This is a genomic window from Klebsiella sp. KE9456 (genome assembly GCF_043832615.1).
GTDB classification, from domain to species: Bacteria; Pseudomonadota; Gammaproteobacteria; order Enterobacterales; family Enterobacteriaceae; genus Klebsiella; species Klebsiella indica.
In genome coordinates this window covers 21869-46869 of record NZ_JBDYQK010000019.1, presented here as the reverse complement: position 1 = coordinate 46869, position 25001 = coordinate 21869, and the positions used below count along the sequence as shown (strand labels likewise).

General features: G+C 53.3%; 24 protein-coding genes and 1 pseudogene. 6 read left to right on the top strand and 19 right to left on the bottom strand.

Annotated elements, in window-relative coordinates:
* Window positions 1-7: 7 nt before the first annotated feature.
* The 7 genes from ABK821_RS18580 to ABK821_RS18550 all read right to left on the bottom strand — a co-directional run bounded on the left by ABK821_RS18580 (window position 8) and on the right by ABK821_RS18550 (window position 4740).
* A complete protein-coding gene (locus ABK821_RS18580; protein WP_395034028.1) occupies window positions 8-199 on the bottom strand; it encodes a hypothetical protein in 192 nt (63 codons plus the stop codon).
* The gene (locus ABK821_RS18575; RefSeq protein ID WP_395034027.1) at window positions 199-414 is read right to left on the bottom strand and encodes an ANR family transcriptional regulator; all 216 of its coding nucleotides are present in this window, start codon (window positions 412-414) and stop codon (window positions 199-201) included. Before ABK821_RS18575 ends, ABK821_RS18580 begins: the two co-directional genes overlap by 1 nt.
* A 3-nt stretch (window positions 415-417) precedes the next feature.
* Window positions 418-1062: a DUF3164 family protein gene (locus tag ABK821_RS18570; RefSeq protein WP_395034026.1), complete on the bottom strand. Its 645-nt coding sequence runs from the start codon at window positions 1060-1062 to the stop codon at window positions 418-420.
* Between the two features lie 18 nt (window positions 1063-1080).
* Window positions 1081-1353, bottom strand: coding sequence for a hypothetical protein (locus ABK821_RS18565; protein WP_395034025.1), 273 nt, complete (start codon window positions 1351-1353; stop codon window positions 1081-1083).
* Between the two features lie 8 nt (window positions 1354-1361).
* The gene (locus tag ABK821_RS18560) at window positions 1362-2249 is read right to left on the bottom strand and encodes an AAA family ATPase (RefSeq protein WP_395034024.1); all 888 of its coding nucleotides are present in this window, start codon (window positions 2247-2249) and stop codon (window positions 1362-1364) included.
* Window positions 2250-2252: 3 nt separating this feature from the next.
* Complete coding sequence (locus ABK821_RS18555) at window positions 2253-4298, bottom strand: Mu transposase C-terminal domain-containing protein (protein WP_395034023.1); 2046 nt, start codon at window positions 4296-4298, stop codon at window positions 2253-2255.
* A 187-nt stretch (window positions 4299-4485) separates the two neighbouring features.
* Complete coding sequence (locus tag ABK821_RS18550) at window positions 4486-4740, bottom strand: transcriptional regulator (RefSeq protein ID WP_395034022.1); 255 nt, start codon at window positions 4738-4740, stop codon at window positions 4486-4488.
* Between the two features lie 166 nt (window positions 4741-4906).
* On the opposite strand from ABK821_RS18550, the gene ABK821_RS18545 reads away from it, so the two are divergent.
* A complete protein-coding gene (locus ABK821_RS18545; protein WP_395034021.1) occupies window positions 4907-5518 on the top strand; it encodes a hypothetical protein in 612 nt (203 codons plus the stop codon).
* Window positions 5519-5818: 300 nt separating this feature from the next.
* Here ABK821_RS18545 and ABK821_RS18540 read toward each other — a convergent pair whose 3' ends face one another.
* Window positions 5819-6952 (bottom strand): 3-phenylpropionate MFS transporter, encoded by a 1134-nt coding sequence (locus ABK821_RS18540; RefSeq protein ID WP_138361029.1) that lies wholly within the window; start codon window positions 6950-6952, stop codon window positions 5819-5821.
* 69 nt (window positions 6953-7021) lie between these two features.
* Between ABK821_RS18540 and ABK821_RS18535 the strand changes: the two are divergent.
* A pseudogene (locus ABK821_RS18535) lies at window positions 7022-7135 on the top strand (hypothetical protein); the annotation flags it as partial.
* A 95-nt stretch (window positions 7136-7230) separates the two neighbouring features.
* Here ABK821_RS18535 and glyA read toward each other — a convergent pair.
* Window positions 7231-8484, bottom strand: a complete 1254-nt coding sequence (gene glyA / locus ABK821_RS18530) for a serine hydroxymethyltransferase (RefSeq protein ID WP_142502400.1) — start codon at window positions 8482-8484, stop codon at window positions 7231-7233.
* 323 nt (window positions 8485-8807) lie between these two features.
* Between glyA and hmpA the strand changes: the two genes are divergently transcribed.
* Window positions 8808-9998: an NO-inducible flavohemoprotein gene (gene hmpA / locus ABK821_RS18525; protein WP_142502401.1), complete on the top strand. Its 1191-nt coding sequence runs from the start codon at window positions 8808-8810 to the stop codon at window positions 9996-9998.
* Between the two features lie 100 nt (window positions 9999-10098).
* On the opposite strand, the gene glnB is transcribed toward hmpA, so the two are convergent.
* From glnB to purL, 5 genes are all read right to left on the bottom strand, one after another.
* Window positions 10099-10437: a nitrogen regulatory protein P-II gene (glnB, locus tag ABK821_RS18520; protein WP_002914032.1), complete on the bottom strand. Its 339-nt coding sequence runs from the start codon at window positions 10435-10437 to the stop codon at window positions 10099-10101.
* Between the two features lie 65 nt (window positions 10438-10502).
* Window positions 10503-11840, bottom strand: a complete 1338-nt coding sequence (gene glrR / locus ABK821_RS18515; protein ID WP_343178787.1) for a two-component system response regulator GlrR — start codon at window positions 11838-11840, stop codon at window positions 10503-10505.
* Window positions 11827-12531: a two-component system QseEF-associated lipoprotein QseG gene (qseG, locus tag ABK821_RS18510; RefSeq protein WP_343178788.1), complete on the bottom strand. Its 705-nt coding sequence runs from the start codon at window positions 12529-12531 to the stop codon at window positions 11827-11829. Before qseG ends, glrR begins: the two co-directional genes overlap by 14 nt.
* 13 nt (window positions 12532-12544) lie before the next feature.
* Entirely contained in the window at window positions 12545-13981 is a 1437-nt protein-coding gene (locus ABK821_RS18505) for a HAMP domain-containing sensor histidine kinase (RefSeq protein ID WP_343178789.1), read from the bottom strand.
* Window positions 13982-14676: 695 nt separating this feature from the next.
* Complete coding sequence (gene purL / locus ABK821_RS18500; protein WP_343178790.1) at window positions 14677-18564, bottom strand: phosphoribosylformylglycinamidine synthase; 3888 nt, start codon at window positions 18562-18564, stop codon at window positions 14677-14679.
* A gap of 174 nt (window positions 18565-18738) precedes the next feature.
* On the opposite strand from purL, the gene mltF reads away from it, so the two are divergent.
* Window positions 18739-20355, top strand: coding sequence for a membrane-bound lytic murein transglycosylase MltF (gene mltF / locus ABK821_RS18495; RefSeq protein WP_142502404.1), 1617 nt, complete (start codon window positions 18739-18741; stop codon window positions 20353-20355).
* A 42-nt stretch (window positions 20356-20397) separates the two neighbouring features.
* On the opposite strand, the gene tadA is transcribed toward mltF, so the two are convergent.
* Window positions 20398-20892, bottom strand: coding sequence for a tRNA adenosine(34) deaminase TadA (gene tadA, locus ABK821_RS18490; protein WP_206665973.1), 495 nt, complete (start codon window positions 20890-20892; stop codon window positions 20398-20400).
* 59 nt (window positions 20893-20951) lie between these two features.
* Window positions 20952-21587, bottom strand: coding sequence for a phosphatidylglycerophosphatase C (yfhb, locus tag ABK821_RS18485; RefSeq protein WP_138361021.1), 636 nt, complete (start codon window positions 21585-21587; stop codon window positions 20952-20954).
* A gap of 211 nt (window positions 21588-21798) precedes the next feature.
* On the opposite strand from yfhb, the gene ABK821_RS18480 reads away from it, so the two are divergent.
* Window positions 21799-22647 (top strand): MurR/RpiR family transcriptional regulator, encoded by an 849-nt coding sequence (locus tag ABK821_RS18480; RefSeq protein ID WP_343178792.1) that lies wholly within the window; start codon window positions 21799-21801, stop codon window positions 22645-22647.
* Between the two features lie 95 nt (window positions 22648-22742).
* Window positions 22743-23003, top strand: coding sequence for a YfhL family 4Fe-4S dicluster ferredoxin (locus ABK821_RS18475; protein WP_395034020.1), 261 nt, complete (start codon window positions 22743-22745; stop codon window positions 23001-23003).
* Here the strand turns inward: ABK821_RS18475 and acpS are convergent.
* The 3 genes from acpS to recO are packed head-to-tail and all read right to left on the bottom strand — an operon-like array spanning window position 23000 to window position 24860.
* Window positions 23000-23380: a holo-ACP synthase gene (gene acpS, locus ABK821_RS18470; protein ID WP_138361018.1), complete on the bottom strand. Its 381-nt coding sequence runs from the start codon at window positions 23378-23380 to the stop codon at window positions 23000-23002. The two genes, ABK821_RS18475 and acpS, sit on opposite strands and share 4 nt — an antisense overlap.
* Window positions 23380-24111 carry a pyridoxine 5'-phosphate synthase gene (pdxJ, locus tag ABK821_RS18465; protein WP_138361017.1) on the bottom strand — a complete coding sequence of 244 codons (732 nt, stop codon included), beginning with the start codon at window positions 24109-24111 and terminating at the stop codon, window positions 23380-23382. Before pdxJ ends, acpS begins: the two co-directional genes overlap by 1 nt.
* Window positions 24112-24122: 11 nt before the next feature.
* On the bottom strand, window positions 24123-24860 hold the full coding sequence (gene recO, locus ABK821_RS18460; protein WP_138361134.1) for a DNA repair protein RecO: 738 nt from the start codon (window positions 24858-24860) through the stop codon (window positions 24123-24125).
* Between the last annotated feature and the right edge of the window lie 141 nt (window positions 24861-25001).

Sequence of the window (25001 nt, the reverse complement as noted above, 5' to 3'; positions counted from 1 at the left end):
ATTGCGGTTATTGTGCCGGTGTCAGTGCTTCAATTTTAATAAAATAAGGTTCCTTATTAATTTCAACCATTGTACATCCTGTAATATCCTGCGCTTTACTTACCGTTTTTACTACGGGGCCACCGCGCAATATTTTTAATGGCTGATAGATGAATAAATCTCCCGGCTTATAACACGCGTTAAACTGTTCTGCATTCATCAGACACCTTTCCAGCCCCTGTGATTTGCATTCGCACAAAATTGCATCCGAATTTCGGCCCAATGGCGATTTAATTTTCCACGTGAAAATACCAGCGCTTTACACCATAAATCCGCCGCTTTCTGATAATCACCGTTACGCTCTGCGCGTGACGCGCCAACGGCATATAATCCGTAATTATTACGGGCGCGGCCCTCGTTTATTTTTGCTGCCATAGGTTATGCTCCTGCGATATCTAACGAAATGGGGCGGTATTCCCCGGAATCGCCTACGCGCTCATAAAAACGGATATAGGCTTTTTTACCCACCACTTTAATAGATTCTGCAATCGCGTCCATTGCCCGCTGCCAGCGCTCGTCCTTGATATCAAGCGTCCGTAACTGGAACAATTTAGCCGGTGTTACATCGCCTTCTTTGTTAACCTCAAAGGCCCGGTTAATTAGCGCCATAATTTCAGGGCGTGAGCCGTCCGACCATTCATCGATACATTCATCAATCAGCGCTTTTGCGGCCTGTAACTGTTCGTCAAATTTAATATTATCTGCAATTGCCCGCTGGATTTTATAACGGCTGTCATAGCTGAAAAGGGAAATATTGCCTTTCTTGCCGCCAATGTTTGCGCTGTAGCGTTCTGCGGACAGGTCAATAAATGCCTGTACGTCATTGAATGAACCCGTTTTCAGCTTTTCAAGCAGTTTATTTAATTCCAGTGCTTTCTGAACCATTTCACCCACAAGGGCATCACGTGCCATGTCAATTTCTTTAACCATGCTTTCCGGTGTTAATACGCCGCGCTGGTCAATCCAGTACCCCTCCGGTTTTTCCATTGTGGTAAATTGTTTGTAAGTTTTAACTTCTGACATTTTATAAACCCTCTTTATTTAATAAATACCTTTTGTCCATACAATACGGCAACCGGGCAAATCCATTCCCCAGCATTTACTTACAGTGGTATTACTGGCTACCGTTCCCAGCTCATGCGCCACACCTTCTTTAATCCAGCGGTGACAGGCATCACATTCTTTTACACGAATAACTAATTGTTCCCCGCGAAGGGTAACGCGTAAAACTTCAACACATTGTGCATCCAGAAGGGTAATAATTGTTTCTAATCGCATTGCGCCACGGCTGACAACATCATTTATATGTTTCATATATTCCCCTAATTAATCAGCATTTTTGAAAATTCGGTTATAACATCCGGCGATATTTGGTCGCCGCTGATTGCCATATGGCGGTTTACACCCTGCATTAATTTGTATAACCGCCGCGCGTTACCGCGTGAAACCTGATATAAAGTGTCTCTGACGTTCTCCCCACCAGCCTCAGCGATTAAACTGACCGCAATGTCGTGTATGTCCTTTTCCGGCAGAACGTCGCCCAGCGCAAGCGCAAGCCCTACGCGGCTGTATAACTGTTTATATTCGCCCCGCTTGCCTTTGAGGTTTAATAACAGGCGGGGCATCCCGGCAAGTACCACACCCACGCCCGCTTTATCGTGTATGCGGCGGATGGTTTCCAGTGCGCGGTGGGGCAAGTTTTCAGCCTCATCAATAAGAATCAGCCGCCCGGAATCCTGCAAGGCTTTAACACAGGAAACACTCAGTTCGTGCATGTTGCCACGAGGATTAATGCCGAGACGGGAAGAGAGTTCTTCGAGTACGGTTCGCGCGGTATAGCCCGGATCGGTTTCAATCAGAATCACGTCACGATTACGCCGTGCGTATTCGCGCATAATCTCCGTTTTACCCATACCAGCATCACCGTAAATAATATTTAAATCACAATGTAAGTGAGCCAGTTTGATAACGTTCAACCCACGGCCAGCCATTTCAGTAACAACAAATTTTGCCTTTAGCTTTTTGTGTTTCTGACGGCTGGTTTCACGCTGAATAAAATTTCTGATATCAGCTTCAAGCCCGGAAATGTCGCCTTTATATTTATTTAAAAGATACTGATTAATAACGGCGGCACTTTTACCCATTGCGCGGGCGACCTGTGTCTGAGAGTATCCTTTTTCATTCATCAGTTCTGTTAATTCGGTAATCATTTGTTAGCCTCCGTTCTGGTATCTTGTGGGGAATTCAGCATCTAAAAAATGATATTCCTTAGTGACTTTTTCCTGTTCCGGTATGTCAGCGAAAAAATTTGATAATGGATGTATAGTCGCCGCCTCCAGTAGCGGGCGTGCTTCCGCTTCAATCTCCGCGCGTTTTTTATCATTCAGATTTATACGGCGTTTGCGGCGTTGCTCTGTAGCGTTCTGCATGGCATTAACCGGAACCGCCGCAACCAGATTACCGTCCCATATCGCCTCGCAGACAAATGACCCGTCGATTTTTCGCACATATACGCGGGATGCGTCATGTATATCAAACGACACGCGAACCTGTTCGCCGTCCACATTAATTAATTCCGGTGCATAGTACGTATTATTAATCAACTGTATGTAGCCGCGCTGGGCTGTTCTAAGCTGCTCAGGCATAAACATGTCGCGTAATTCTATCTCTGTTAAATACTCTATTTCGTCGCCGTCCATTTCCAGTAGTTCGGCGCGGTATTGCGCGGGCGTCATATGGCGACCATTACGCTTAGGCAGTTCGCTATGGCGGTGCTGTGTGTTGTATTTCTCCACCTCCTGAGTGATGGCATCCAGCAATTCAGCCCATGATGGCAGCTGGCGCAGCGCATTACGCTGAACGGGTGTCAGTTCGCGGCCCTTATTCACGGCATTAACAGCCGATTCAATGCGACGGCCCGTCATGCGAACATGCTCACGGTCTGCGCCATATCCGTTATACGTCGCGAATCGTTGCGCAATATTGCGAGGTATTACAGCATTCAGACGTTCAATAATACCGCGTGCCTGTGGATTGCCCGGAATGCCGGTCATATGGGTAATGCCAAGACGCGGAAAAATCCCCGTAATATCTGCATCAAGCATTTTATTGGTTTCACCGCCGCCATTGTCGGAATAAACAAATAACGGCTTGCCGTGGTGTTTAATGCCGTGGCGGTAGGCGTCGGCAACGGCCAGCTGGTTCTCTGAGAGGGACAGGCTCCAGCCAACTAAATAGCGCGTTCTGCCGTCAAGGACTAACGTTAATTCAGGTGTGAATGGCTGACCGTGTACCGGGTGGGCCACTTTCATATCCAGTGATTTACCGTCAGAGATCCAGCAACCATTAACTGGCATCTGTGACCAGTCCCGGCGCTGGTAAATCTCAAGTGCCCGCGCAGCTGACCCGCTGACACGCCCGCGCAGCCGTTCACGTAAAGGCAGTTTTTTTAATGCGCGACGAATTGCATAAATAGACGGCATCGCATTTAGCATTGCGGCTTCCTCTCTGTAAATAATTTTCCATTCACCGGAAAAGGACTCATAAGCAGATTCAAGAGTCGGCCCTTTCAGTGAGCGCCAGTGTTTAAGGAATAAAGGCAGCCAGCTAATCATCTCCAGCGGCGGTGCTTTATAATGGTCAGGTGCCAGTAATACCAGACGTTCGGCGGCATCACTGGCACGCAGATAATCAATGACCCAGCCATTCAACGTGCGCGGGCTAATCCCTTTGCGTTTGCCTTTACGGGCGTTTGCCGTTTCGACAATACCTGCCAGATGTACCGGTAATTCTTCCATACGGGACATTTCAGAAATTGCCGTTACTGCTTTAACCCTTGACAGCCCGGCGCTTTCCTCCAGCTTGAATACTTCGGTAACAAGTATCATGCGGGCGTCAGCAATCTCGCGCTGTTTTCTCGTCAGCTCACTGGCTTTACTCTCCAGCAGGGCGGGACACTGGCGCAGAACGGCCACACGTTCAGCCGCTTTTATTGAAGGTTTAACAGCCTCTTTAACAGGTGTTAATTCGCTTTTTTTAATCGCTGTGGATTTAAATGAAGCGGAATAATGGCGCTGCTTAACCACTTCCCGCACGTTAGCGGGCAGACAGTTAATATTAAATTCCAGCGCTTTGCTTCCTGCACGTTTGCGCGACAGCTCCGGGACTCCGGCGCTATAACGTACCAGCGCCTGACGAATTCCTTTTTCTGTTTTTGGCAGACCGGCAACGCCGATTAATTCTCTGGCAATTACGAACATATCTCCTCCCTGAAATTCATCATTTCAAGCCAGCTGTTTAACGCCGATTTGGTTTTAAAATCCGTGGTTGCCGTCTGAATCCCCCACAAACGAATAATGCGACCATCGAAACGGGGAATACCTGAATATTGTGTGACAACCGTTCCGGCCACCCGATAAACCTTGCCTGTGCTGGTGTCGCAGAATTTCATGGGCACCCCGTCTGGTTTACGTAACTGTTAACGGTGTAACGGCTGGGCCATATGGTTTCAGGTGTGACGCCGAGAGCGTCCGCGACGATCTGCTGGTAAGGGCGGCAAGGCGTGCGGAGGACGGATTTTAAAGAATCAGGTCTGTAACCCGCCTGAACCGACAACACGCGAAAGGACAGGCCGAGTTTGTGAATTTCGGCTTTTATGGTTTCAGGGTGCCAATCAACCGAGTGATCTTTATCTCTGCTCATCGCTCTAGTATCCTAAAAGATTATATCTGGGCGGATAACCGCGCGGTTATCCGTTCGGGTATAGATTAATTCACCAAAAATACCAAATCAAGGTATTTCGCGTGATTTTAGTGATAATTGTTTTTTTATTAATGAAATCATACTGTTAATGGGGATATCACCTACAATGTCAAAAGTGCCAAAAGGTTCAATAGAAAGGGGTAGAAAAGAACCTGTCATCGAGAACATATCGAGATTGATTGATCGCTATCCTTCACGAAGCGCAGCAGCTAGAGCTTGGGGGTTCAACCTAAATACGCTGAATAGCTATTTTAAAAATAAGGAAGTCCCACCCATACCGAGACGAAGTCAGCTCCTAAAAATTGCAAGTGTGGAGGGTGTAACCATCGATTGGTTATTACATGAAAATACCGATTTCACCAAAAACAACACAAACAAAGGCGGTGCAGGTATCAATGAGGCTCAATCAATGCCATCAACGCAAGAAGGCAACGAGGCGCCTATTTACAATGGAGACCGTAAGTTATTGGCTTTATTTGAGTTTTTGAGTGAGGAAGAGAAACTAAAGATAGCAGAAATACTAGCAAGGAAAGGTGTAGAAACTGCGCTTTTACTTTTGGATGAGGATATGCTCAAGATTGCACATGCTCACCCAACGGTGAAAAAAACGGCGGTTTTACTATCCGCTCTACCGGATGCAAGAGTCAGAGAGATTTTGGCAGAAGTTGAGAGATCGGAACACGCCCAGCTTGAGAGACTAACCAGAAATACGGGCTAAGAATTGACTTAAAACACTATTCGACATGCAAGTTTGTTACGTGCTTAAAAAGGTTTTAAAAAGGCGATATAAAAGCAATATACCTATGCAAAAAAGACCGCATTTTTAGCCCGTTTTTTGCAATCTCAGAAAATCTATGCAAAAGCTGTAATATCCTCTCAAAGCCGCGCTGTTTCTGGCGTCGCGCTGGTTTCATTCCTACCTTTACCTATGCAAAAAAGAACACCCCCCCACACTGTTTCATGCCGAAGAAGCGTTCAGCGATCATCAGCGGCAGCAGATTTGTAAAATGCTCGAAACCTAAACTACCGCTTTTGGCCGCACCACCAGCGCGGGTAATGCCACCAGCGCCATCACCCAGAAGACGCCCTGATGCAGGTGCTGATAGAGGAATCCGGCAAATACCGTCATAACCGCAATACTGCCCCCCATCGCGATAGCGGAATAGACCGCCTGCAGACGGATCACCTCGCTACCCTGCCGAGCGGAGATATAGCGCATTGCCGCCAGGTGGCAAACCGTAAAAGTTCCGCAATGCAGGATCTGCACGACGATAAGCCACGGCAGCGCCGTGGTCCATCCCATCAGCGACCAGCGAATCAGCCCACACACAGCTGATAGCAGCAATAAATCGCGGGCGCTGAAGCGACGGAAAACTTTTTTGCTCAGCGCGAAAATCACCACTTCCGCCACCACGCCCAACGACCACAGATAACCGACAGCGGAAGCGGAGTAACCAGCCTCCTGCCAGTAGATGGCGCTAAATCCGTAGTAGGCGGCATGCGCTCCCTGCAACAGGCTGACGCAAACCAGGAAAGGCCAGGTTTGTCGTACCAGCGTCAACCAGGCAGGTAGTCCCGCCGTTTCCTGCTGACGGACTCCCCCCTGTGGCATCACCGACGGTTTCAGCAGCATACCAAGAAGCATTGAGGCGATACCAAGACTGAGCATCGTCAGTATCGCCCGATAGTCAAACAAACTCACCAGCTTACCGGTCAGCGCGGAACCAATCACAAAGGCAATCGATCCCCATAAACGCACACGTCCGTAGTCCAGGGGGAACTGCTTCTGCCAGGTATTCGCCAGCGCATCGGTCAGCGGCACCAGTGGGGAAAAAAAGAGGTTAAAACCAACCATCACCACCATGAGCCAGGCGACATTCGTCCCCATCCAGAAGGCGATGGCAAAGAGTAGCGTGAGCAGAGCCAGAATACGCAACGCAGAAATCAGTCGGGATGGATCGCTCACCCGTGGAGCGATGAACAAACTACCGAGAAAACGCGCCACCAGCCCGGTGCCAAGCAACAGGCCGATAGTTTCCGGCGTAAGTCCGAGGCCTTTGAGCCAGACGCTCCAGAAAGGCAGGAAGATGCCGTAGCTAAAAAAGTAGGTAAAATAACTAAGCGCCAGCCAGCGCGTGGAGTGCAAAACCATGATTCCCTCCTGAATGGAGGCGATAGTCTGGCGATAAAGTCAGGTGCATGCAAGATGTCTCTCACTGCCGACAGGGCGCAAGCGCACGCCACCCAAATCGGCTTTGGCAAACTCACCCGTGCGCAGCAACTTATGGGGATTGGCTATCTGTATGTGGAGGAACAACTGCAAACGTTGCGTTAAGCCCGGACGAGACACGACCAGAGCATAGACCTTATGTAAGACAGACGCAAAAAAGGCCGCAATCGCGGCCTTCGTTACAGCTTAACGGTTAAAGGTTATGCATAAACCGGGAAACGTGCGCAGATATCCAGCACTTTACCTTTGATGCGCTCGATAACCGCTTCATCGTTGATGTTGTCCAGCACATCGCACATCCAGCCTGCCAGCTCTTTAGCTTCCGCTTCTTTAAAGCCACGACGCGTAATGGCCGGAGAGCCGATACGGATACCGGAAGTGACGAACGGGCTCTTCGGATCGTTCGGCACACTGTTTTTGTTGACGGTGATGTTGGCACGCCCCAGCGCGGCATCAGCTTCTTTACCGGTCAGGTTTTTGTCCACCAGATCCAGCAGGAACAGGTGGTTCTCCGTACCGCCGGAAACCACTTTGTAACCGCGGTTCAGGAACACTTCCACCATCGCTTTGGCGTTTTTCGCCACCTGCTGCTGGTAGACTTTGAACTCCGGTTCCATCGCTTCTTTCAGCGCCACCGCTTTACCGGCGATCACATGCATCAGCGGGCCGCCCTGAGCACTCGGGAAAACGGCAGAGTTCAGTTTTTTGTACAATTCTTCGTCACCGCCTTTCGCCAGAATCAGGCCGCCGCGCGGACCCGCCAGGGTTTTGTGCGTGGTGGTGGTCACAACGTGAGCATGCGGAACCGGGTTCGGGTAAACGCCTGCGGCGATAAGACCCGCGACGTGCGCCATATCCACAAACAGGTATGCGCCAATGCTGTCGGCAATTTCACGCATTTTTGCCCAGTCAACGATGCCGGAATAAGCAGAGAAACCGCCGATGATCATCTTCGGTTTGTGAGTCTGAGCCAGCTTCGCCATCTCTTCGTAGTCAATTTTACCGGACTCATCAATGCCGTAAGGCACAATGTTATACAGTTTACCGGAGAAGTTTACCGGAGAACCGTGCGTCAGGTGGCCGCCTTGCGCCAGATTCATACCCAGAACGGTGTCGCCCGGTTGCAGCAGCGCTGTGTAGACCGCGAAGTTAGCCTGAGAACCCGAGTGCGGCTGGACGTTAGCGTAGTCGGCGCCAAACAGCGCTTTCGCGCGGTCGATAGCCAGTTGCTCAACAATATCCACGTATTCGCAGCCGCCGTAGTAACGCTTGCCCGGATATCCTTCAGCGTATTTGTTGGTCAGCTGAGACCCTTGTGCCTGCATCACGCGCGGACTGGTGTAGTTTTCGGAGGCGATCAGTTCGATGTGCTCTTCCTGACGTACTTTTTCCTGCTCCATAGCCTGCCACAGTTCGGCATCATAATCGGCAATGTTCATTTCACGCTTTAACATCCGCATCTCCTGACTCAGCTAACAATAAAATTTCGGCCTAAAAGGCGGTCCGATTGGACAACGGCCCACAGTATAACTGAATCATTCTGTGATAACAGGTCTTGACAAAGGATTTTACGCAAACGATTGGCTCGGCGTTACACAAGGCTTTGAGCAATAAAGACGCTGCAATTATCAACGGATTTCTTTTCAGCTATGTGATGCAAATAATTCATGTTGTAACGGCTTTCAGGAAAGTATTACAGAACCATTTACAATGCAGGGTTATCTTTATAAGATTCATTTAAAATACATCAATTAAATAATACGTAAAGGAAGCCACTATGCTCGACGCGCAAACCATCGCCACGGTGAAAGCCACGATTCCCCTGCTGGTTGAAACTGGCCCCAAACTGACCGCTCACTTTTATGACCGTATGTTTACGCATAACCCGGAACTCAAAGAAATTTTTAATATGAGTAACCAGCGTAACGGCGATCAGCGGGAAGCGTTGTTTAACGCGATTGCCGCTTACGCCAGCAATCTTGAGAATCTCCCTGCGCTGCTGCCCGCGGTAGAGAAAATCGCCCAGAAGCACACTAGCTTCCAGATAAAACCCGAGCAGTACAACATCGTGGGCTCCCACCTGTTAGCAACGCTGGACGAAATGTTCAGTCCGGGTCAGCAAGTGCTGGATGCCTGGGGCAAAGCCTATGGCGTACTGGCGAACGTTTTTATTCACCGTGAAGCGGAAATCTACCGTGAAAGCGCCGGCAAAACCGGCGGCTGGGAAGGCACCCGCGCATTTCGCATCGCAAAGAAAATCCCGCGCAGCGCGCTGATTACCAGTTTCGAATTTGAGCCGGTCGACGGCGGCCCGGTGGCTGAATACTCTCCAGGGCAATATCTGGGACTCTGGCTGAAACCGGAAGGTTTTCCCCATCAGGAAATTCGCCAGTATTCCCTGACCCGCCAGCCCAATGGCAAAAGCTATCGCATTGCGGTCAAACGGGAAAACGGCGGACAGGTTTCAAACTGGCTGCATCATTCGGCCAAAGAAGGCGACGTGGTTTACCTGGCCGCACCGGCGGGCGATTTTTTCCTCAACGTGGCGCCAGAAACACCGGTCACGTTGCTCTCCGGCGGCGTCGGCCAAACGCCAATGCTGGCGATGCTGGATGTACTGGCGAAAACGCAGCATCCGGCCCAGGTTAACTGGTTCCATGCGGCAGAAAACGGCGAGGTTCATGCCTTCGCCGACGAGGTTAAAGCACTGGGCGCAACGCTGCCGAAGTTCGTTTCTCATGTCTGGTATCGCGCGCCAAGTGAAGCTGACCGCCGGTCGACACCGTTTGATAGCGAAGGTTTGATGGATTTATCAGCGCTGGAGGAGAAGCTCAGCGACCCGCAGATGCAGTTCTATCTGTGCGGCCCGGTCGCATTTATGCAGTTTGTCGCGAAGCAGCTGGTAGAACTGGAAGTAAACCACGATAACATTCATTACGAATGCTTCGGCCCGCATAAGGTGCTATAGCTGCGTATTGGTAAATTCCCCGGCGGCGCGGCGCTGACCGGGGCGACAGACTAATGGGATGTTCAGGATTAGCCACGCTGCGCCTAATCCTGAATTGCGTTTAAATCGCCGCGTCGTCTTCTTCGCCGGTACGGATACGAATCACCCGCGCGACATCGAAAACAAATATTTTACCGTCGCCGATTTTGCCCGTCTGCGCAGTACGGATAATGGTATCTACGCAGGTGTCAACGATATCATCGGTAACCACAATTTCGATTTTCACTTTCGGCAGAAAATCCACCATATACTCAGCGCCACGATACAGCTCGGTATGTCCCTTCTGGCGGCCAAAGCCTTTCACTTCCGTTACCGTCATCCCGGTGATGCCGACTTCCGCCAGCGCTTCACGCACGTCATCCAGTTTGAAAGGTTTAATAATCGCATCAATCTTTTTCATGGTGTTCCTGTTTTAGTCACATAACCGGTCACTAACCGTATCATAACGTGCGTTATGTTGCGGGGCTACTCTTTAAAGTCGTTGGCGTCGAGCTCGTGGCGTGACAGTAACTTATAAAATTCAGTGCGGTTGCGCCCCGCCATCCGCGCCGCATGCGTAACGTTGCCTTTAGTAATTTGCAGCAACTTGCGCAGATAATTCAGCTCAAACTGATTACGCGCCTCAACAAAAGTGGGCAGCGCAGTATTTTCCCCTTCCAGGGCCTGCTCCACCAGCGCATCGCTGATCACCGGCGAAGAGGTCAACGCTACGCACTGCTCAATCACGTTCACCAACTGGCGCACATTCCCCGGCCATTTCGCCGCCATCAGCCGCTTCATCGCATCGGTGGAGAAAGCGCGGACAAACGGTTTATGTCGATCCGCAGACTGACGCAGCAGATGGTTAGCCAGCAGCGGGATATCTTCAGTGCGCGCCGCCAGCGGCGGAATTTTCAGATTCACTACGTTCAGGCGGTAAAACAGATCTTCGCGAAATTCGCCGCGCACCATCGCTTTCGGTAGATCGCGATGGGTGGCGGAAATAATACGCACATCAATATTAATATCACGGTTGCTGCCCAGCGGACGTACTTTACGTTCCTGCAGGACGCGCAGCAGCTTCACCTGTAACGCCATCGGCATATCGCCGATTTCATCAAGAAACAACGTTCCGCCTTCCGCAGCCTGAAATAACCCCTCGCGCTGGCTCACCGCTCCGGTAAACGCGCCGCGCGCGTGGCCGAACAGTTCCGATTCCAGCAGTTGTTCAGGAAGCGCGCCGCAGTTGATGGCGATGAATGGTTTATCGCGGCGTGGGCTGGCATTATGGATTGCCTGGGCGACGATCTCCTTCCCGGTACCGCTTTGCCCATTAATCAGCACGCTGACGTCCGACTGCGCCACCATCCCGGCCTGCTCCAGCAGGCGCTCCATCAACGGACTGCGGGTAACAATCGCCTGCCGCCAGCCCTCATCGGTGGTCGGCGCGCTCTGTTCCAGGGCATCGTCAATGGCTTTATACAGCGCGTCTTTGTCGACTGGTTTGGTGAGAAAGCTAAATACCCCCTGCTGAGTCGCGGCAACAGCATCCGGAATAGAACCGTGAGCGGTCAGAATGATCACCGGCATCCCCGGCTGGGCCTTCTGGATCTCGCTGAACAACTGCAGACCATCCATCTCATCCATCCGCAGGTCGCTGATCACCAGATCCACTTTATCACGCCCCAGAATACGCAATGCTTCCGGGCCGCTCTCAGCGGTGAGCACACTATATCCCTCGCTGACAAGACGCATTCCTAATAACTTCAGCAGCCCCGGATCGTCGTCCACTAATAGCAGGCGGGCCGGTTTACGGATCGTCATGGATCACCTCCGGCACCTTATCGCCGCCATGCCCGCCTTCAGAATTAAAATTGCCCCCAGGCTTGCGGCTGGAAAGCCGACGCTCAATATCCGTCAGATTTTCCAGCTTGCGGGTCGTGAGTTCGAGCTGGCTGCGTAATGCCTGTTCCTGCTGCCGCAACGCCTCAAGTTCCGTATCGCTGGACTGCTGTAGTCTGGCATAACGGGAACGCTGGTCAATTAACTGAATCTGCCGGTTCTGAGCATCGCGCCAGAGCTGATAAAGCGGACGAATCTGCGGGTCAATTTGCACGCTGAAGCTGTCCAGACGCGCCAGCATATCCCGGCGTTCATCAGGCGTGATTCTGGCATCGCCCAGTAAAATGCCGCGCTTAAAGGCATCCTGCCAGCTGTCGTCATTGTGCCGCCGGGCTTCCGCACGCGCCTGCTCCGGGGCAAGGCGCTCCGCGCAATCAATTCCCCGCAGCCAGTAAAGTGGATTTTTATCGCTGACCTCATTTTGCAGCGCCCAGATGTCGGCGCACTCGACAGCCAGAAAATCAGCAACCTGCTGCTGCGGTAGCGCAAAACGCGTTTTGTCATCCGCGCTATGTGATGATGTGAAGGCGGAGCAGCCCGCCAGCGCCAGGCAGGAAAGACCCGGCAGCAGCCATTCCCTGAGGGAACGGACAAATACGAAGAAGTGGGACATATTCACCCGATAGTTATACGTTATTTTTTTCAGCCTCAGCGGCGGGCAGCGTAATACGGAAACAGACAAGCCCTGAGTTATCATCTACCAGGCTTAGCTCGCCCTGCATTTGCCGCACACAGTCGCGAGCAATGCTCAGCCCCAGGCCGCTGCCTTTTACTGCCCCTTTACGCTGGTGGCTTCCCTGATAAAAAGGCTCGAAAATCATGTTTCTCTCAGCTGGCGGGATCGGCTCGCCATCATTAATGACGTCAATGCACACCTGCTCATCGCGCCGATAGCTATGAATACGAATGTTACCGGATTCAGCCCCATAGTGCACCGCATTGGAGTAGAGATTATCCAGAACGCTCACTAACAGCGCCGGTTCTGCCAGGCAAAAACGCGCGGTAAGCGACAGTTCGGTATGCATCATTTTAGCTCTTGCCGGCAGGTTATGGGCGGAAACCACATTCTCCACCAGTTCGCGCAGATCTATTACCTCGCGAGCAACCGGGACATCAGCCTGTTTACGGTTGTAATCGAGTAATTGTTCAATCAATTTTTGTAAATTTCGGCTGCTGCTATCGAGAATCTCGACGATCTCCCGCTGTTCCGGCGTCAGCGGCCCGGCCACATGGTCGGCGAGCAACTCTGTCCCTTCGCGCATGCTGGCCAGCGGCGTTTTCAGCTCATGGGAGAGATGGCGCAAGAACTGATGGCGCTGGGATTCGAGCCAGGCGAGACGCTCACTCAGCCAGATAATGCGTTTCCCGACCGAACGCAATTCTCGCGGGCCGGTAAACAGCGCGGCATCATCCAACGATTTCCCCTCGCCCAGTCGGTTAATCATTCTTTCGATGCCTTTCACCGGGCCGATAATCATGCCAGTGAAAAGCAGGACCAGCGCAAGGCTCAGCAGAAACAGCACCAGCGCCTGCCAGCCAAAAAACTGGCCGCGCTCGGCAATTTCTTGCTGCAGCTGTTGTCCACGAGAAGAGACTACCGCGCGAGTCGCCTGGACCATATCGCTATTGGCTGAGGCAAACGCCTCCAGACTGGCGGCGGATTTCGCCGCCGGACCGCTATTTTTGCACTGAAGATCCGCCAGATCGTCAAGATCCCGACGCAACGCCTGCCAGATTTTTTCGTCCGGCAGAACGCCCGCATGAGCCTCAAGCATTTCACTGTAGCGTTTACGCTGATTTTGATAGACCCGCGCCAGCGTCGGGTCGTCCAGCACGCAGTATTGTCGGTAGCTGCGCTCCATCTCCAGAGAAGCATTGATCATCGCCTCACTACGGCGGGCATCGATAAGGGTGGTACGGTTGATATGCGCCGCCTGCGCGCTGAGCGCGTTGAGGCTCTGCCACGCCTGCCATGCCAGCACCAACAGCGGGAGCAGGATCAGCACGAACGACAGCATAACCAGCTGACGCAACGAACGGGGAAAAAGGGAGAGTCGCTTCAAGGATATCGTCTCACTCATTGGCACATTACGATGCTACCCCGAAAATGCCCGATATACGCTATGGATTTCATGTTACAGGTCAAAACACACGGTGTTCTGAGCCGCGTTTACACCGGCGCCGGAGAAAGCCTGTCGCGCAGACGATAACGAATATAATAAAGCCAGGCTGTAAACAACCTGGCTTTATTAAGAAATGAGGCGGTGCCTAACTCGACGTTTCGCCCGATGACTGATAAAGCGTCGCTATTATCAGGAGTTGGACGGCAGGCACCTGTTTGTGCGTCATTCGAAGTTTATGTAGCGCGTCCCGAAGGGGCTGACATAAGAAGGTGAATGAGCCACTGACGGTAATTATGCACGAAGCGTGCCATATCACAAAGATATTTATTAATTCAATGATAAATAAGGAATATTTAACAGCTTCAGTGCGTAATGATAGTGAACATCATTTGCACAAAGTGTCGCTAATCAGCAACACCGAATAAGCGATTTTTTTATACCATTTAAAATCAATTAGTTAAGTGTCTCCTTTTAGCGACACCGCTATAAGGCATTTGTCGGCGATTCCCGACACCCTTGCCAACGGCCACCAGATACAGAAAAGCCCCCTGCAGTCGCAGGAGGCTTGATGAAGTTTACCCGCGGAGCAGAATTGCGCGTTCCTCCGGGCAATTCACGCTCAATAACCTGAAGACTTAACCCAGTTGTTTACGCGCATTGCGGAAAATACGCATCCACGGGCTGTCTTCACCCCAGTTTTCCGGGTGCCAGGAGTTCGACACGGTACGGAAAACACGCTCCGGGTGCGGCATCATGATCGTGGCGCGCCCGCTTTCGCTGGTCACGGCGGTGATACCGTTCGGCGAACCATTCGGGTTAGCCGGATAGTTTTCCGTGACCTGACCGAAGTTATCCACGAAGCGCAGCGCCACCAGACCTTTGCTCTCAAGCTGCGCCAGATGCGCGCCATCACGGACTTCCACCTGCCCTTCACCGTGAGAAACGGCAATTGGCATCATCGACCCGACCATGCCCTGCAACAGCAGCGACGGGCTTTGGGTCACTTCAACCAGGCTGAAGCGCGCTTCAAAACGGTCAGACTGGTTGCGTACAAAGCGCGGCCACAGGTCACTGCCGGGGATCAGCTCGCGCAGATTTGACATCATCTGACAACCGTTGCACACCCCCAGCGCCAGCGTCTGCGGACGATGGAAGAAGGTGGCAAACTCGTCGCGCACGCGCTCATTAAACAGAATCGATTTCGCCCAGCCTTCGCCTGCGCCTAACACATCGCCGTAGGAGAAGCCGCCACAGGCCACCAGGGCCTGGAAATCCGCAAGACCGGTATGGCCCGCCAGCAGATCGCTCATATGTACGTCGATAGCGTCAAAGCCTGCGCGATGGAACGCCGCCGCCATTTCAACGTGTGAGTTAACGCCCTGCTCACGCAGCACCGCAACCTTCGGACGTGCGCCGGTAGCAATATAGGGAGCAGCAATATCGTCATTGATGTCGAAGGAGAGCTTCACGTTAAGGCCCGGATCGGCATCGTTAGTTTTCGCATCGTGCTCCTGGTCAGCACACTCCGGGTTATCACGCAGACGCTGCATCTGCCAGGTGGTTTCTGCCCACCAGGTACGCAGGGTGGTACGACTTTCGCTAAATACCACACGGTCATCCGCCGAAATAACAAAGCGGTCGCCCGCCGTCGCCTGGCCCAGATAATGAACGCAATCCGCCAGCCCATTTGCCACCAGCAGCGCTTCAACCGCCTGGCGATCGGCTGCACGAACCTGAATTACGCCGCCCAGCTCTTCATTAAACAGCGCCGCCAGATGGTCAGCGCCAAGCGCGGCGATATCAACATTGACGCTGCAGTGACCGGCAAACGCCATTTCAGCCAGCGTCACCAGCAGGCCGCCATCGGAACGGTCATGCCAGGCCAGCAGCTTATCCTCCGCCACCAGCGTCTGCATTGCGTCCCAGAAGCCTTTCAGTTGTGCAACGTCGCGAACGTCTGCGGTGACATCCCCGAGCTGGCGATAAACCTGCGCCAGCGCGGTTGCGCCCAGCGCATTATTCCCCTTGCCCAGATCAATCAACAGCAGGGCGTTCTCTTCGCTGGAGAGCTGCGGCGTCACGGTGCGGCGCACGTCCTCCACGCGGGCAAAAGCGGAAATCACCAGCGACAGCGGAGAGGTCATTTCACGCTGTTCAGCCCCTTCCTGCCAGCGGGTTTTCATCGACATCGAATCTTTACCCACCGGAATCGTCAGCCCCAGAGCCGGACAAAGCTCTTCGCCAACCGCTTTTACCGCCTCATATAAGCCAGCGTCTTCCCCCGGATGACCGGCTGCGGCCATCCAGTTTGCCGACAGCTTCACGCGGTTAAGCGCGCCAATCTGCGTGGCGACAATGTTGGTCAGCGCCTCGCCTACCGCCAGACGGGCGGAAGCGGCAAAATCCAGCAGCGCGACCGGCGCGCGTTCGCCGATTGACATGGCTTCACCGTAGTAGCTGTCGAGGCTGGCAGTGGTTACCGCGCAGTTGGCAACCGGAACCTGCCACGGGCCGACCATCTGATCCCGCGCAACCATGCCGGTTACGGTGCGGTCGCCAATAGTGACCAGGAACGTTTTCTCCGCCACGGTCGGCAGATGCAGTACACGATTCACCGCGTCGGCAATGGTGATACCCTGACGTTCCAGATTCTGGCCCTGGGCTTTCAGAGACTGCACATCGCGGGTCATTTTCGGCGTTTTGCCCAGCAGTACGTCCAGCGGCAGATCAATCGGTCGATCGTTAAAGTGGCTATCGCTGAGGCTCAGGTGCTGCTCTTCAGTCGCTTCACCGATGACCGCGTACGGCGCGCGCTCGCGACGGCACAGCTCATCAAACAACGGCAACTGCTCCGGGGCTACCGCCAGAACATAGCGTTCCTGAGATTCGTTACACCAGATTTCCAGCGGGCTCATGCCCGGCTCATCGCTAAGGATGTCACGCAACTGGAATTTACCGCCGCGGCCGCCATCGCTGACCAGTTCCGGCATCGCATTCGACAAACCGCCCGCGCCAACATCGTGAATAAACAGAATCGGGTTAGCGTCGCCCAGTTGCCAGCAGCGGTCGATCACTTCCTGGCAGCGGCGCTCCATTTCCGGGTTGTCGCGCTGTACGGACGCAAAATCCAGATCCGCATCAGACTGACCGGAAGCCATTGAGGAAGCCGCGCCTCCGCCGAGACCAATATTCATCGCCGGGCCCCCGAGGACAATCAGCTTCGCGCCAACCACGATTTCGCCCTTCTGCACGTGTTCGCCGCGAATGTTGCCGATACCGCCCGCCAGCATAATGGGCTTGTGATAGCCGCGCAGCTCTTCGCCGTTATGGCTGGTCACTTTCTCTTCATAGGTACGGAAATAACCGTTCAGCGCCGGGCGCCCAAATTCGTTATTAAAGGCCGCGCCGCCCAGAGGGCCTTCGGTCATGATATCCAGCGCGGTAACAATACGCTCCGGCTTGCCGAAATCCTCTTCCCAGGGTTGTTCAAATCCCGGAATACGCAGGTTGGAAACGGAGAAACCAACCAGGCCTGCTTTCGGTTTAGCCCCGCGACCGGTCGCGCCTTCATCGCGGATTTCGCCGCCGGAACCGGTAGCCGCCCCCGGCCACGGAGAGATCGCCGTCGGGTGGTTGTGGGTTTCAACCTTCATCAGAATATGCGCCTCTTCCTGATGGAAGTCATAGCGGCCGGTTTCATGGTCAGCAAAGTAACGCCCCACCGCCGAACCTTCCATCACGGCAGCGTTATCTTTATAGGCCGACAGCACATAATCAGGAGTCTTCTCGAAGGTGTTTTTGATCATTTTGAACAGCGACTTCGGCTGCTGTTCGCCATCAATAACCCAGTCGGCGTTAAAAATCTTGTGTCGACAGTGCTCGGAGTTGGCCTGTGCGAACATGTAGAGTTCAATATCATTCGGGTTACGCCCCAGCGTCTGGAAGGCATCCTGCAGATAGTCTATTTCGTCATCCGCCAGGGCCAGCCCCAGACGGAGGTTGGCATCAATCAGCGCCTGACGCCCCTGCCCCAGCAAATCGACGCCGGTCACCGGAGTTGGCTGATGGTGGGCGAACAGTTTTTCCCCCGCTTCCAGTACATCGAATACGCTTTCCATCATCCGGTCGTGCAGTTCAGCCGCCACCTGCGCCCATTGTTCATCATTCAGGCTGCTGGCTTCAACGTAGTACGCGACGCCGCGCTCCAGACGCACAATCTGGGACAGACCGCAGTTATGGGCGATGTCGGTAGCTTTAGAAGACCAGGGAGAGATGGTGCCAGGACGGGGAGTGACGAGCAGTAGCTTACCGGTTGGGGCATGGCTGCTTAAGTTCGGGCCATACTTGAGCAACCTGGCCAGTTTCTCGCGATCGTCGCCGTTTAACGGGGCGCTGAGATCGGCAAAATGAACATACTCGGCATATATCGTGCTTACCGGAAGGTTGGCCGCCTGGAAACGTGCCAGCAGTTTATTGATACGGAATGCCGACAGTGCAGGTGAACCACGAAAAATTTCCATCATAAGTCTCTCGTCTTCGAAGCTTTCAGGGTGAGCCAGGGGGGAAACGGGCGCCATTATAGTGAATCCTGCGTCACGACGAAACCGTTTGCGTAGAAATAAAATACTTGCCGTCATTTCGCAATTAATGTGCCCCGTCTCGCGAATAAGTTGCCAACTGGCGTATTCTTAAGCAAAATGCCGCTCATTCAACAACAGGCTTTTATTTTTTCCGCTCATAATCTGCTGAGGATCCGGACGCTGCAGAAAATTAACCATCTGAAAAAACTCAAGATTAATTATCTGCTGATCGGCATTGTCACGCTTTTGCTGGCGGCTGCGCTGTGGCCGTCAATCCCGTGGACCGGGAAACCAGAGAATCGCGTGGCGGGGATTATCGCGCGCGGAGAACTGCGCGTCAGTACCATTAATTCGCCCATGACCTTCGCGACAATCAATAATAAGACCTACGGTTTCGACTATGAGCTGGCGCAGCAGTTTGCCGACTATCTCGGCGTTAAGCTGAAAATCACCGTCCGACAGAATATCAGCCAGCTATTCGACGACCTTGATGAGGGAAAAGCCGATATGCTGGCCGCCGGCCTGGTCTACAATGCTGAGCGGGTGAAAAACTATCAGACCGGGCCAATCTACTATTCTGTTTCGCAGCAACTGGTTTACCGCGTCGGTAGCCAGCGCCCGCGCAGCCTGGCAAATCTCACCGCCGGGCAGTTGGTTATCGCGCCAGGACATGTAGCGATTAACGATCTGCAGGTAATAAAAGCGCAAAAATACCCCGATCTCGCCTGGCGCGTGGACGATAAACGCGGGACAACGGATCTGATGCAGGCGGTCATTGATGGCAAGCTCGACTACACCATCGCGGATTCGGTGGCCATCAGCCGCTTTCAGCGCGTCCATCCGGAGCTGGCCGTGGCGCTGGATATCAGCGACGAACAACCGGTGACCTGGTTTAGCGAAAAGGGCGAGGATAATTCCCTGTCGGCGGCAATGCTCGATTTTTTCAATAATATCAATGAAAACGGCGCTCTCGCGCGCCTGGAAGAGAAATATCTCGGCCACGGCAACGATTTTGATTACGTCGATACCCGGACCTTTCTGCGCGCGGTGGAAAACGTCCTCCCGGAACTGCAGCCAATGTTTGAAAAATATGCCCGGCAGATAGACTGGCGACTGCTGGCGGCTATTTCCTGGCAGGAGTCACACTGGGATCCGCAGGCCACCTCGCCGACCGGCGTTCGCGGAATAATGATGCTCACCCGTAATACGGCGCAAAGCCTCGGCCTGACCGACCGTACTGATGCCGAGCAAAGCATCGACGGCGGCATGCGTTATTTACAGGACATGATGAGTAAAGTCCCGGACGCCGTTCCTCAGGACGAGCGAATCTGGTTTGCGCTGGCGGCTTACAATATGGGCTATGCGCATATGCTTGACGCCATGGCGCTGACGAAAAAGCAAAAAGGCGACCCCAATAGCTGGGCTGATGTGAAGCAACGCCTGCCGCTACTGAGCCAGAAAAACTACTACAGCCGGCTAAAATACGGCTATGCGCGCGGTCATGAAGCTTACGCCTACGTCGAGAATATCCGTAAATACCATATTAGCCTCGTGGGCTATCTTGCGGAAAAAGAAAGGAGAGAGGCGCAGGTCGCGGCCATAGGCGAAAGCTACCCGGCGGTCATGCCGGATGAACTGGATAAAGAAGAGCCGTTTGCCATGCCCTTTTTCAAACTTAGCGCCGAGGCCCTGGTTGATAACGCAAAATTGAAAATTCCGGGGCTGGGGTATTAGGCAGTATCCTGTAATAGTGCCTGTTCCGGGGCACCGCCTGACCTACTGGCTCGCTTTCTTTAGCGCCTTTTTCTCTTCGCGCCGCCAGCGGAAAAAGTCGCTCAGCATGCCGGAGCACGCTTCCGCCAGAATGCCTTCGGTTATCTCGACCCGGTGATTCATTCCAGGATGGTGCAACACATCAAGCAGCGACCCGGCTGCGCCGGTTTTAGCGTCTCTGGCGCCGAATACCAGCCGGGAAATACGGCTGTGCACCATCGCCCCGGCGCACATCACACAAGGCTCAAGGGTCACATACAGCGTCGCATCGATCAGGCGATAGTTTTGCAGCACTAACCCCCCCTGACGCAGCGCCATAATCTCAGCGTGGGCAGTCGGATCGTGGCGGCCGATTGGCCGGTTCCAGCCCTCACCGATAACCTGATGATTGTGCACCAGCACCGCGCCGACCGGCACCTCCCCCTCTTCCCACGCGCGTTGCGCCAGCGTCAGAGCGTGATGCATCCAGTATTCATCATTTAATTCATGGTCAGACAAAGCGGACACTCCTGCGGAAAAAGCGGGGCGCATTATACATGGTCGCTCTGTATTACACACTATTCTAACTGCTGCAGATCGCCCTTTGGCGTGACTCGCCAGCGGTGCTGGCAAAAATAGAGCAGCGGGTTATCCTGCTCGCTATCGCTATAGCCGCTATATAAGCGTAAAGGCGCGCCGATTTTTTGTTCCAGTTGCCTCACTTTTTCGTTGCCAAGGCAGCGTACCGTCAGCACCCAGCCGCCATAACGACGAGCCATTCGACTGGCAAGCACATTCACCCGCGGCAGCCATACAGCATCAACATAAACCTGTTCAACCAGCGACTGCGGCGAGCCGGTAATCAACCAGACATCCGCATCGGTACTGGTCAGATAGTTATTCAGCCGCGCCTGCACAACCGGAAATGCCGTGACGCGCTGACGAAACCAATGGGCAAAATTAACCTCAAGACGTTTAAGATGAATCTCGCGGCGCCCAAAGGTCGCCGCCCAGAGGAGGAGGCTCATCGGCCAACGCGCCGCACGGCCGTTTAACAGCAGTCCGGCAACAATAACCGGCAATGCAGGAACCACCAGCAGCGCATTCAACGGCTGATGGCGTAAAACATAGCGTAAGAAGCTGCCGAACATATCCTGCTGATGTAACGTTCCATCCAGATCAAAGAAAACCACCCGCCGTATACTGCTATTCAAAACTCACTCCCCTGAACGATTGCTCCGATAACTCACAGATTAACAGCCTCAGGCCGCATACGGGGAAAACATCGACCGTCGTTGAGCCTGGATTAAGAAAATGCTTTTGCTGAAAAATCTGAGACATAGAATTTTTAATTCGCGATAATCCTTTTATAATTGAATACAAAATTCTTTCAGCCGAGGGTAAAAGCTGTCCTCCGGAGCCGCTATGAACTGTTTGACCCGTATCCGCCAGCGCTACCCCTCGCTGGCCGCCAGTGATAAAAAACTGGCTGATTTTATTCTGGCTCAACCGGATCAAACCCGCCACCTCAGCTCGCAGCAGCTGGCGGGCGAAGCCGGTATCAGCCAGTCAAGCGTCGTGAAATTCGCCCAGAAAATGGGATTCAAGGGTTTTCCGGCCTTGAAGCTGGCGTTAAGCGAAGCGCTGGCCAGCAGTAGCACCGCGCAATCCGTACCGGTGCATAATCAAATTCGCGGCGATGATCCTCTGCAACTGGTGGGAGAAAAGCTGATTAAAGACAATATCGCGGCAATGCACGCGTCGCTGGATGTCAATACTGAAGATAAACTACTGGAAGCCGTTGCGCTATTGCGTCACGCCCGGCGGATTATTATTACCGGTATCGGCGCGTCGGGGCTGGTGGCGAGAAATTTTAGCTGGAAGCTGATGAAGATTGGCATTAACGCCGTTGCTGAACAGGATATGCATGCTCTGCTGGCAACGGTACAAGCGATGTCGTCGGACGATCTGCTGGTGGCGATCTCCTATTCTGGCGAACGGCGTGAAATCAATATGGCTGCCGGTGAAGCATTACGAGTGGGGAGCCAGATTCTGGCGATCACCGGCTTTAATCCTAACGCGCTGCAACAGCAGGCAACCCTGTGTCTGTATACCATTGCTGAAGAGCAGGCTACGCGCAGCGCCGCCATTTCCTCCACCAGCGCGCAAATGATGCTCACCGACCTCCTGTTTATGGGCCTCATCCAGCAGGACCTTGAGCATGCTCCGGATCGTATCCGTCACAGCGAAGCGCTGGTGAAAAAGCTGGTGTGACGGCGAGCGCTTCTGCGCGATGCAAAAGAGCTGGCCTGAGCAGATAATGGGCGTATAATGCCCGCCCTGTTTGTGTTGTTTCTGAGAATTTCTTGATGGCGCTGTTAATCACCAAAAAATGCATCAACTGCGATATGTGCGAACCGGAGTGTCCGAACGAAGCGATATCCATGGGTGACAGCATTTACGAAATTAATAGCGACCACTGCACCGAATGCGTGGGTCATTATGACACGCCGACCTGCCAGAAAGTGTGCCCGATCCCGAATACCATTCTGAAGGACCCGGCACATCAGGAAAACGAAGAGCAGCTATGGGATAAATTCGTCTTACTGTATCACGCCGATAAAATCTAACTCTCAACGATAACCGTGGCGCACGCGTAGTGACGCTCATCAGCCAGCGTAACGTGAATATGGCCGACCCCCATGCGTTCCGCCAGATCCTTAGCTTCCCCCCACAGTCGTAGCCTGGGTTTTCCCAGTTCGTCGTTGTAAACTTCAAACTGATTAAACGCCAGACCATTGCGAATACCTGTGCCAAGCGCCTTCGCCGCGGCTTCTTTAACTGCAAAGCGCTTCGCCAGAAATCGAACCGGCTGCTGGTGCTGCTCCCATATCGCCCATTCATGATCGCTAAGTACCCGACGAGCAAGGCGATCGCCGCTGCGGGCGATCACGGCTTCAATACGCACAATTTCAACAATGTCAGTACCCAGCCCGAGAATAGCCATTAAGCACGCGCTTCCTGCATCAGACGCTTCATTTCAGCAACCGCCTCTTTCAGGCCGCTCATCACCGCGCGACCAATAATGGCGTGGCCGATGTTCAGCTCGTGCATTTCCGGCAGGGCCGCGATCGCTTTCACGTTATGATAGGTAAGGCCATGACCGGCATTGACCTTCAACCCCAGACTGGCGGCGTAGGTTGCCGATTTAGCAATACGCGCCAGCTCTTTTGCCTGCTCAGCGTCCGTTTCCGCGTCGGCATAGCAGCCAGTGTGAATTTCGATATAGGGCGCGCCGACCGCCGCTGCCGCCTTAATTTGCGCCTCATCAGCATCAATAAACAGGGACACCTGGATCCCCGCATCGGCGAGACGTTTGCAGGCATCACGCATTTTATCTGGCTGACCAGCAACATCCAGCCCGCCTTCGGTGGTTACTTCCTGGCGTTTTTCCGGCACCAGGCAGCAGAAATGGGGTTTAACCTCACAGGCAATATTCAGCATCTCTTCCGTTACCGCCATTTCCAGATTCATGCGCGTATCAAGGGTCTGGCGCAGAATACGAACATCACGATCGGTAATATGTCGGCGATCTTCACGTAAATGAACGGTAATACCATCGGCGCCGGCTTGCTCAGCGATAAAAGCCGCCTGTACCGGGTCCGGATAAGCGGTGCCGCGCGCGTTGCGTAATGTCGCAATGTGGTCAATATTGACCCCTAACAGTAATTCAGCCATGACAATCCTCATTAATCGTTATTTGGTTTATCGGCACGCGCCGCCCGCGCGGGCATAAACTGGCGAAACAGCTCCCGACTCTTTAACGGTTTTCCGCCAAGATAGGGCTTCAGGGCGATACGGGTGAAACGTTTTGCCGCGCGCAGGGCGTCGCCGTCAGGAAATTCCCGGCTCGCCAGCGCCTTAAGATGGTGCCCGGTAAAGGTGTTGTTATCAATAACCACACTGGCGATAAAACCTTTCTCTTCACGGTAGCGATAGGTCATGGTGTCGTCAACCGGTTCCCCGCTCCCGGCGCAGTGCAGAAAATCAACGCCGTAGCCCAGGTGCCCAAGCAGCGCCAGTTCAAAACGACGCAGCGCCGGTTCCGGCGAGCCGCTCGCGCCGGCCAGAGACTGAATACAGTGCAGATAATCAAAGAAGAGTTCAGAGAAGCGCGTTTCGTGCTCCAGCACGCGGGAAAGCAGTTCGTTAACGTAAAGCCCGCTGTAAAGCGTGATACCGCTAAGCGGCAGCGCCAGGGAAACGGCCTCCGCGCTGCGCAACGTTTTGACTTCGCCGCGCCCGCTAAAGCGGAGCAGTAAGGGAGTGAAAGGCTGAAGCGCGCCTTTAAGACTGGAGCGTTTAGAACGTGCGCCTTTAGCGACAAGGCGTACGCGCCCTGACTCTTCCGTGAAGGCGTCCAGCATCAGGCTGCTTTCGCTCCAGGGTCGACTATGCAGAACAAAAGCGCGCTGCCAGCCGTCCATCATATTTGCCGTCTTTTACGTTGCCGACAGACGGGTTGCGCCCGCTTTCCGCCACTGCAAACGACAGTATACTCCCCGGATCCGGTGCTGACCGAGTCAGCGCAAGCGCTGTTCAAAACCCCGCGCGTTTTTTCCGGCTCC

Coding starts and splice junctions, on each gene's coding strand:
- ABK821_RS18580 (WP_395034028.1), bottom strand. CDS start 199: ATGAATGCAGAACAGTTTAACGCGTGTTATAAGCCGGGAGATTTATTC.
- ABK821_RS18575 (WP_395034027.1), bottom strand. CDS start 414: ATGGCAGCAAAAATAAACGAGGGCCGCGCCCGTAATAATTACGGATTA.
- ABK821_RS18570 (WP_395034026.1), bottom strand. CDS start 1,062: ATGTCAGAAGTTAAAACTTACAAACAATTTACCACAATGGAAAAACCG.
- ABK821_RS18565 (WP_395034025.1), bottom strand. CDS start 1,353: ATGAAACATATAAATGATGTTGTCAGCCGTGGCGCAATGCGATTAGAA.
- ABK821_RS18560 (WP_395034024.1), bottom strand. CDS start 2,249: ATGATTACCGAATTAACAGAACTGATGAATGAAAAAGGATACTCTCAG.
- ABK821_RS18555 (WP_395034023.1), bottom strand. CDS start 4,298: ATGTTCGTAATTGCCAGAGAATTAATCGGCGTTGCCGGTCTGCCAAAA.
- ABK821_RS18550 (WP_395034022.1), bottom strand. CDS start 4,740: ATGAGCAGAGATAAAGATCACTCGGTTGATTGGCACCCTGAAACCATA.
- ABK821_RS18545 (WP_395034021.1), top strand. CDS start 4,907: ATGTCAAAAGTGCCAAAAGGTTCAATAGAAAGGGGTAGAAAAGAACCT.
- ABK821_RS18540 (WP_138361029.1), bottom strand. CDS start 6,952: ATGGTTTTGCACTCCACGCGCTGGCTGGCGCTTAGTTATTTTACCTAC.
- glyA (WP_142502400.1), bottom strand. CDS start 8,484: ATGTTAAAGCGTGAAATGAACATTGCCGATTATGATGCCGAACTGTGG.
- hmpA (WP_142502401.1), top strand. CDS start 8,808: ATGCTCGACGCGCAAACCATCGCCACGGTGAAAGCCACGATTCCCCTG.
- glnB (WP_002914032.1), bottom strand. CDS start 10,437: ATGAAAAAGATTGATGCGATTATTAAACCTTTCAAACTGGATGACGTG.
- glrR (WP_343178787.1), bottom strand. CDS start 11,840: ATGACGATCCGTAAACCGGCCCGCCTGCTATTAGTGGACGACGATCCG.
- qseG (WP_343178788.1), bottom strand. CDS start 12,531: ATGTCCCACTTCTTCGTATTTGTCCGTTCCCTCAGGGAATGGCTGCTG.
- purL (WP_343178790.1), bottom strand. CDS start 18,564: ATGATGGAAATTTTTCGTGGTTCACCTGCACTGTCGGCATTCCGTATC.
- mltF (WP_142502404.1), top strand. CDS start 18,739: ATGCCGCTCATTCAACAACAGGCTTTTATTTTTTCCGCTCATAATCTG.
- ABK821_RS18480 (WP_343178792.1), top strand. CDS start 21,799: ATGAACTGTTTGACCCGTATCCGCCAGCGCTACCCCTCGCTGGCCGCC.
- ABK821_RS18475 (WP_395034020.1), top strand. CDS start 22,743: ATGGCGCTGTTAATCACCAAAAAATGCATCAACTGCGATATGTGCGAA.
- acpS (WP_138361018.1), bottom strand. CDS start 23,380: ATGGCTATTCTCGGGCTGGGTACTGACATTGTTGAAATTGTGCGTATT.
- pdxJ (WP_138361017.1), bottom strand. CDS start 24,111: ATGGCTGAATTACTGTTAGGGGTCAATATTGACCACATTGCGACATTA.
- recO (WP_138361134.1), bottom strand. CDS start 24,860: ATGGACGGCTGGCAGCGCGCTTTTGTTCTGCATAGTCGACCCTGGAGC.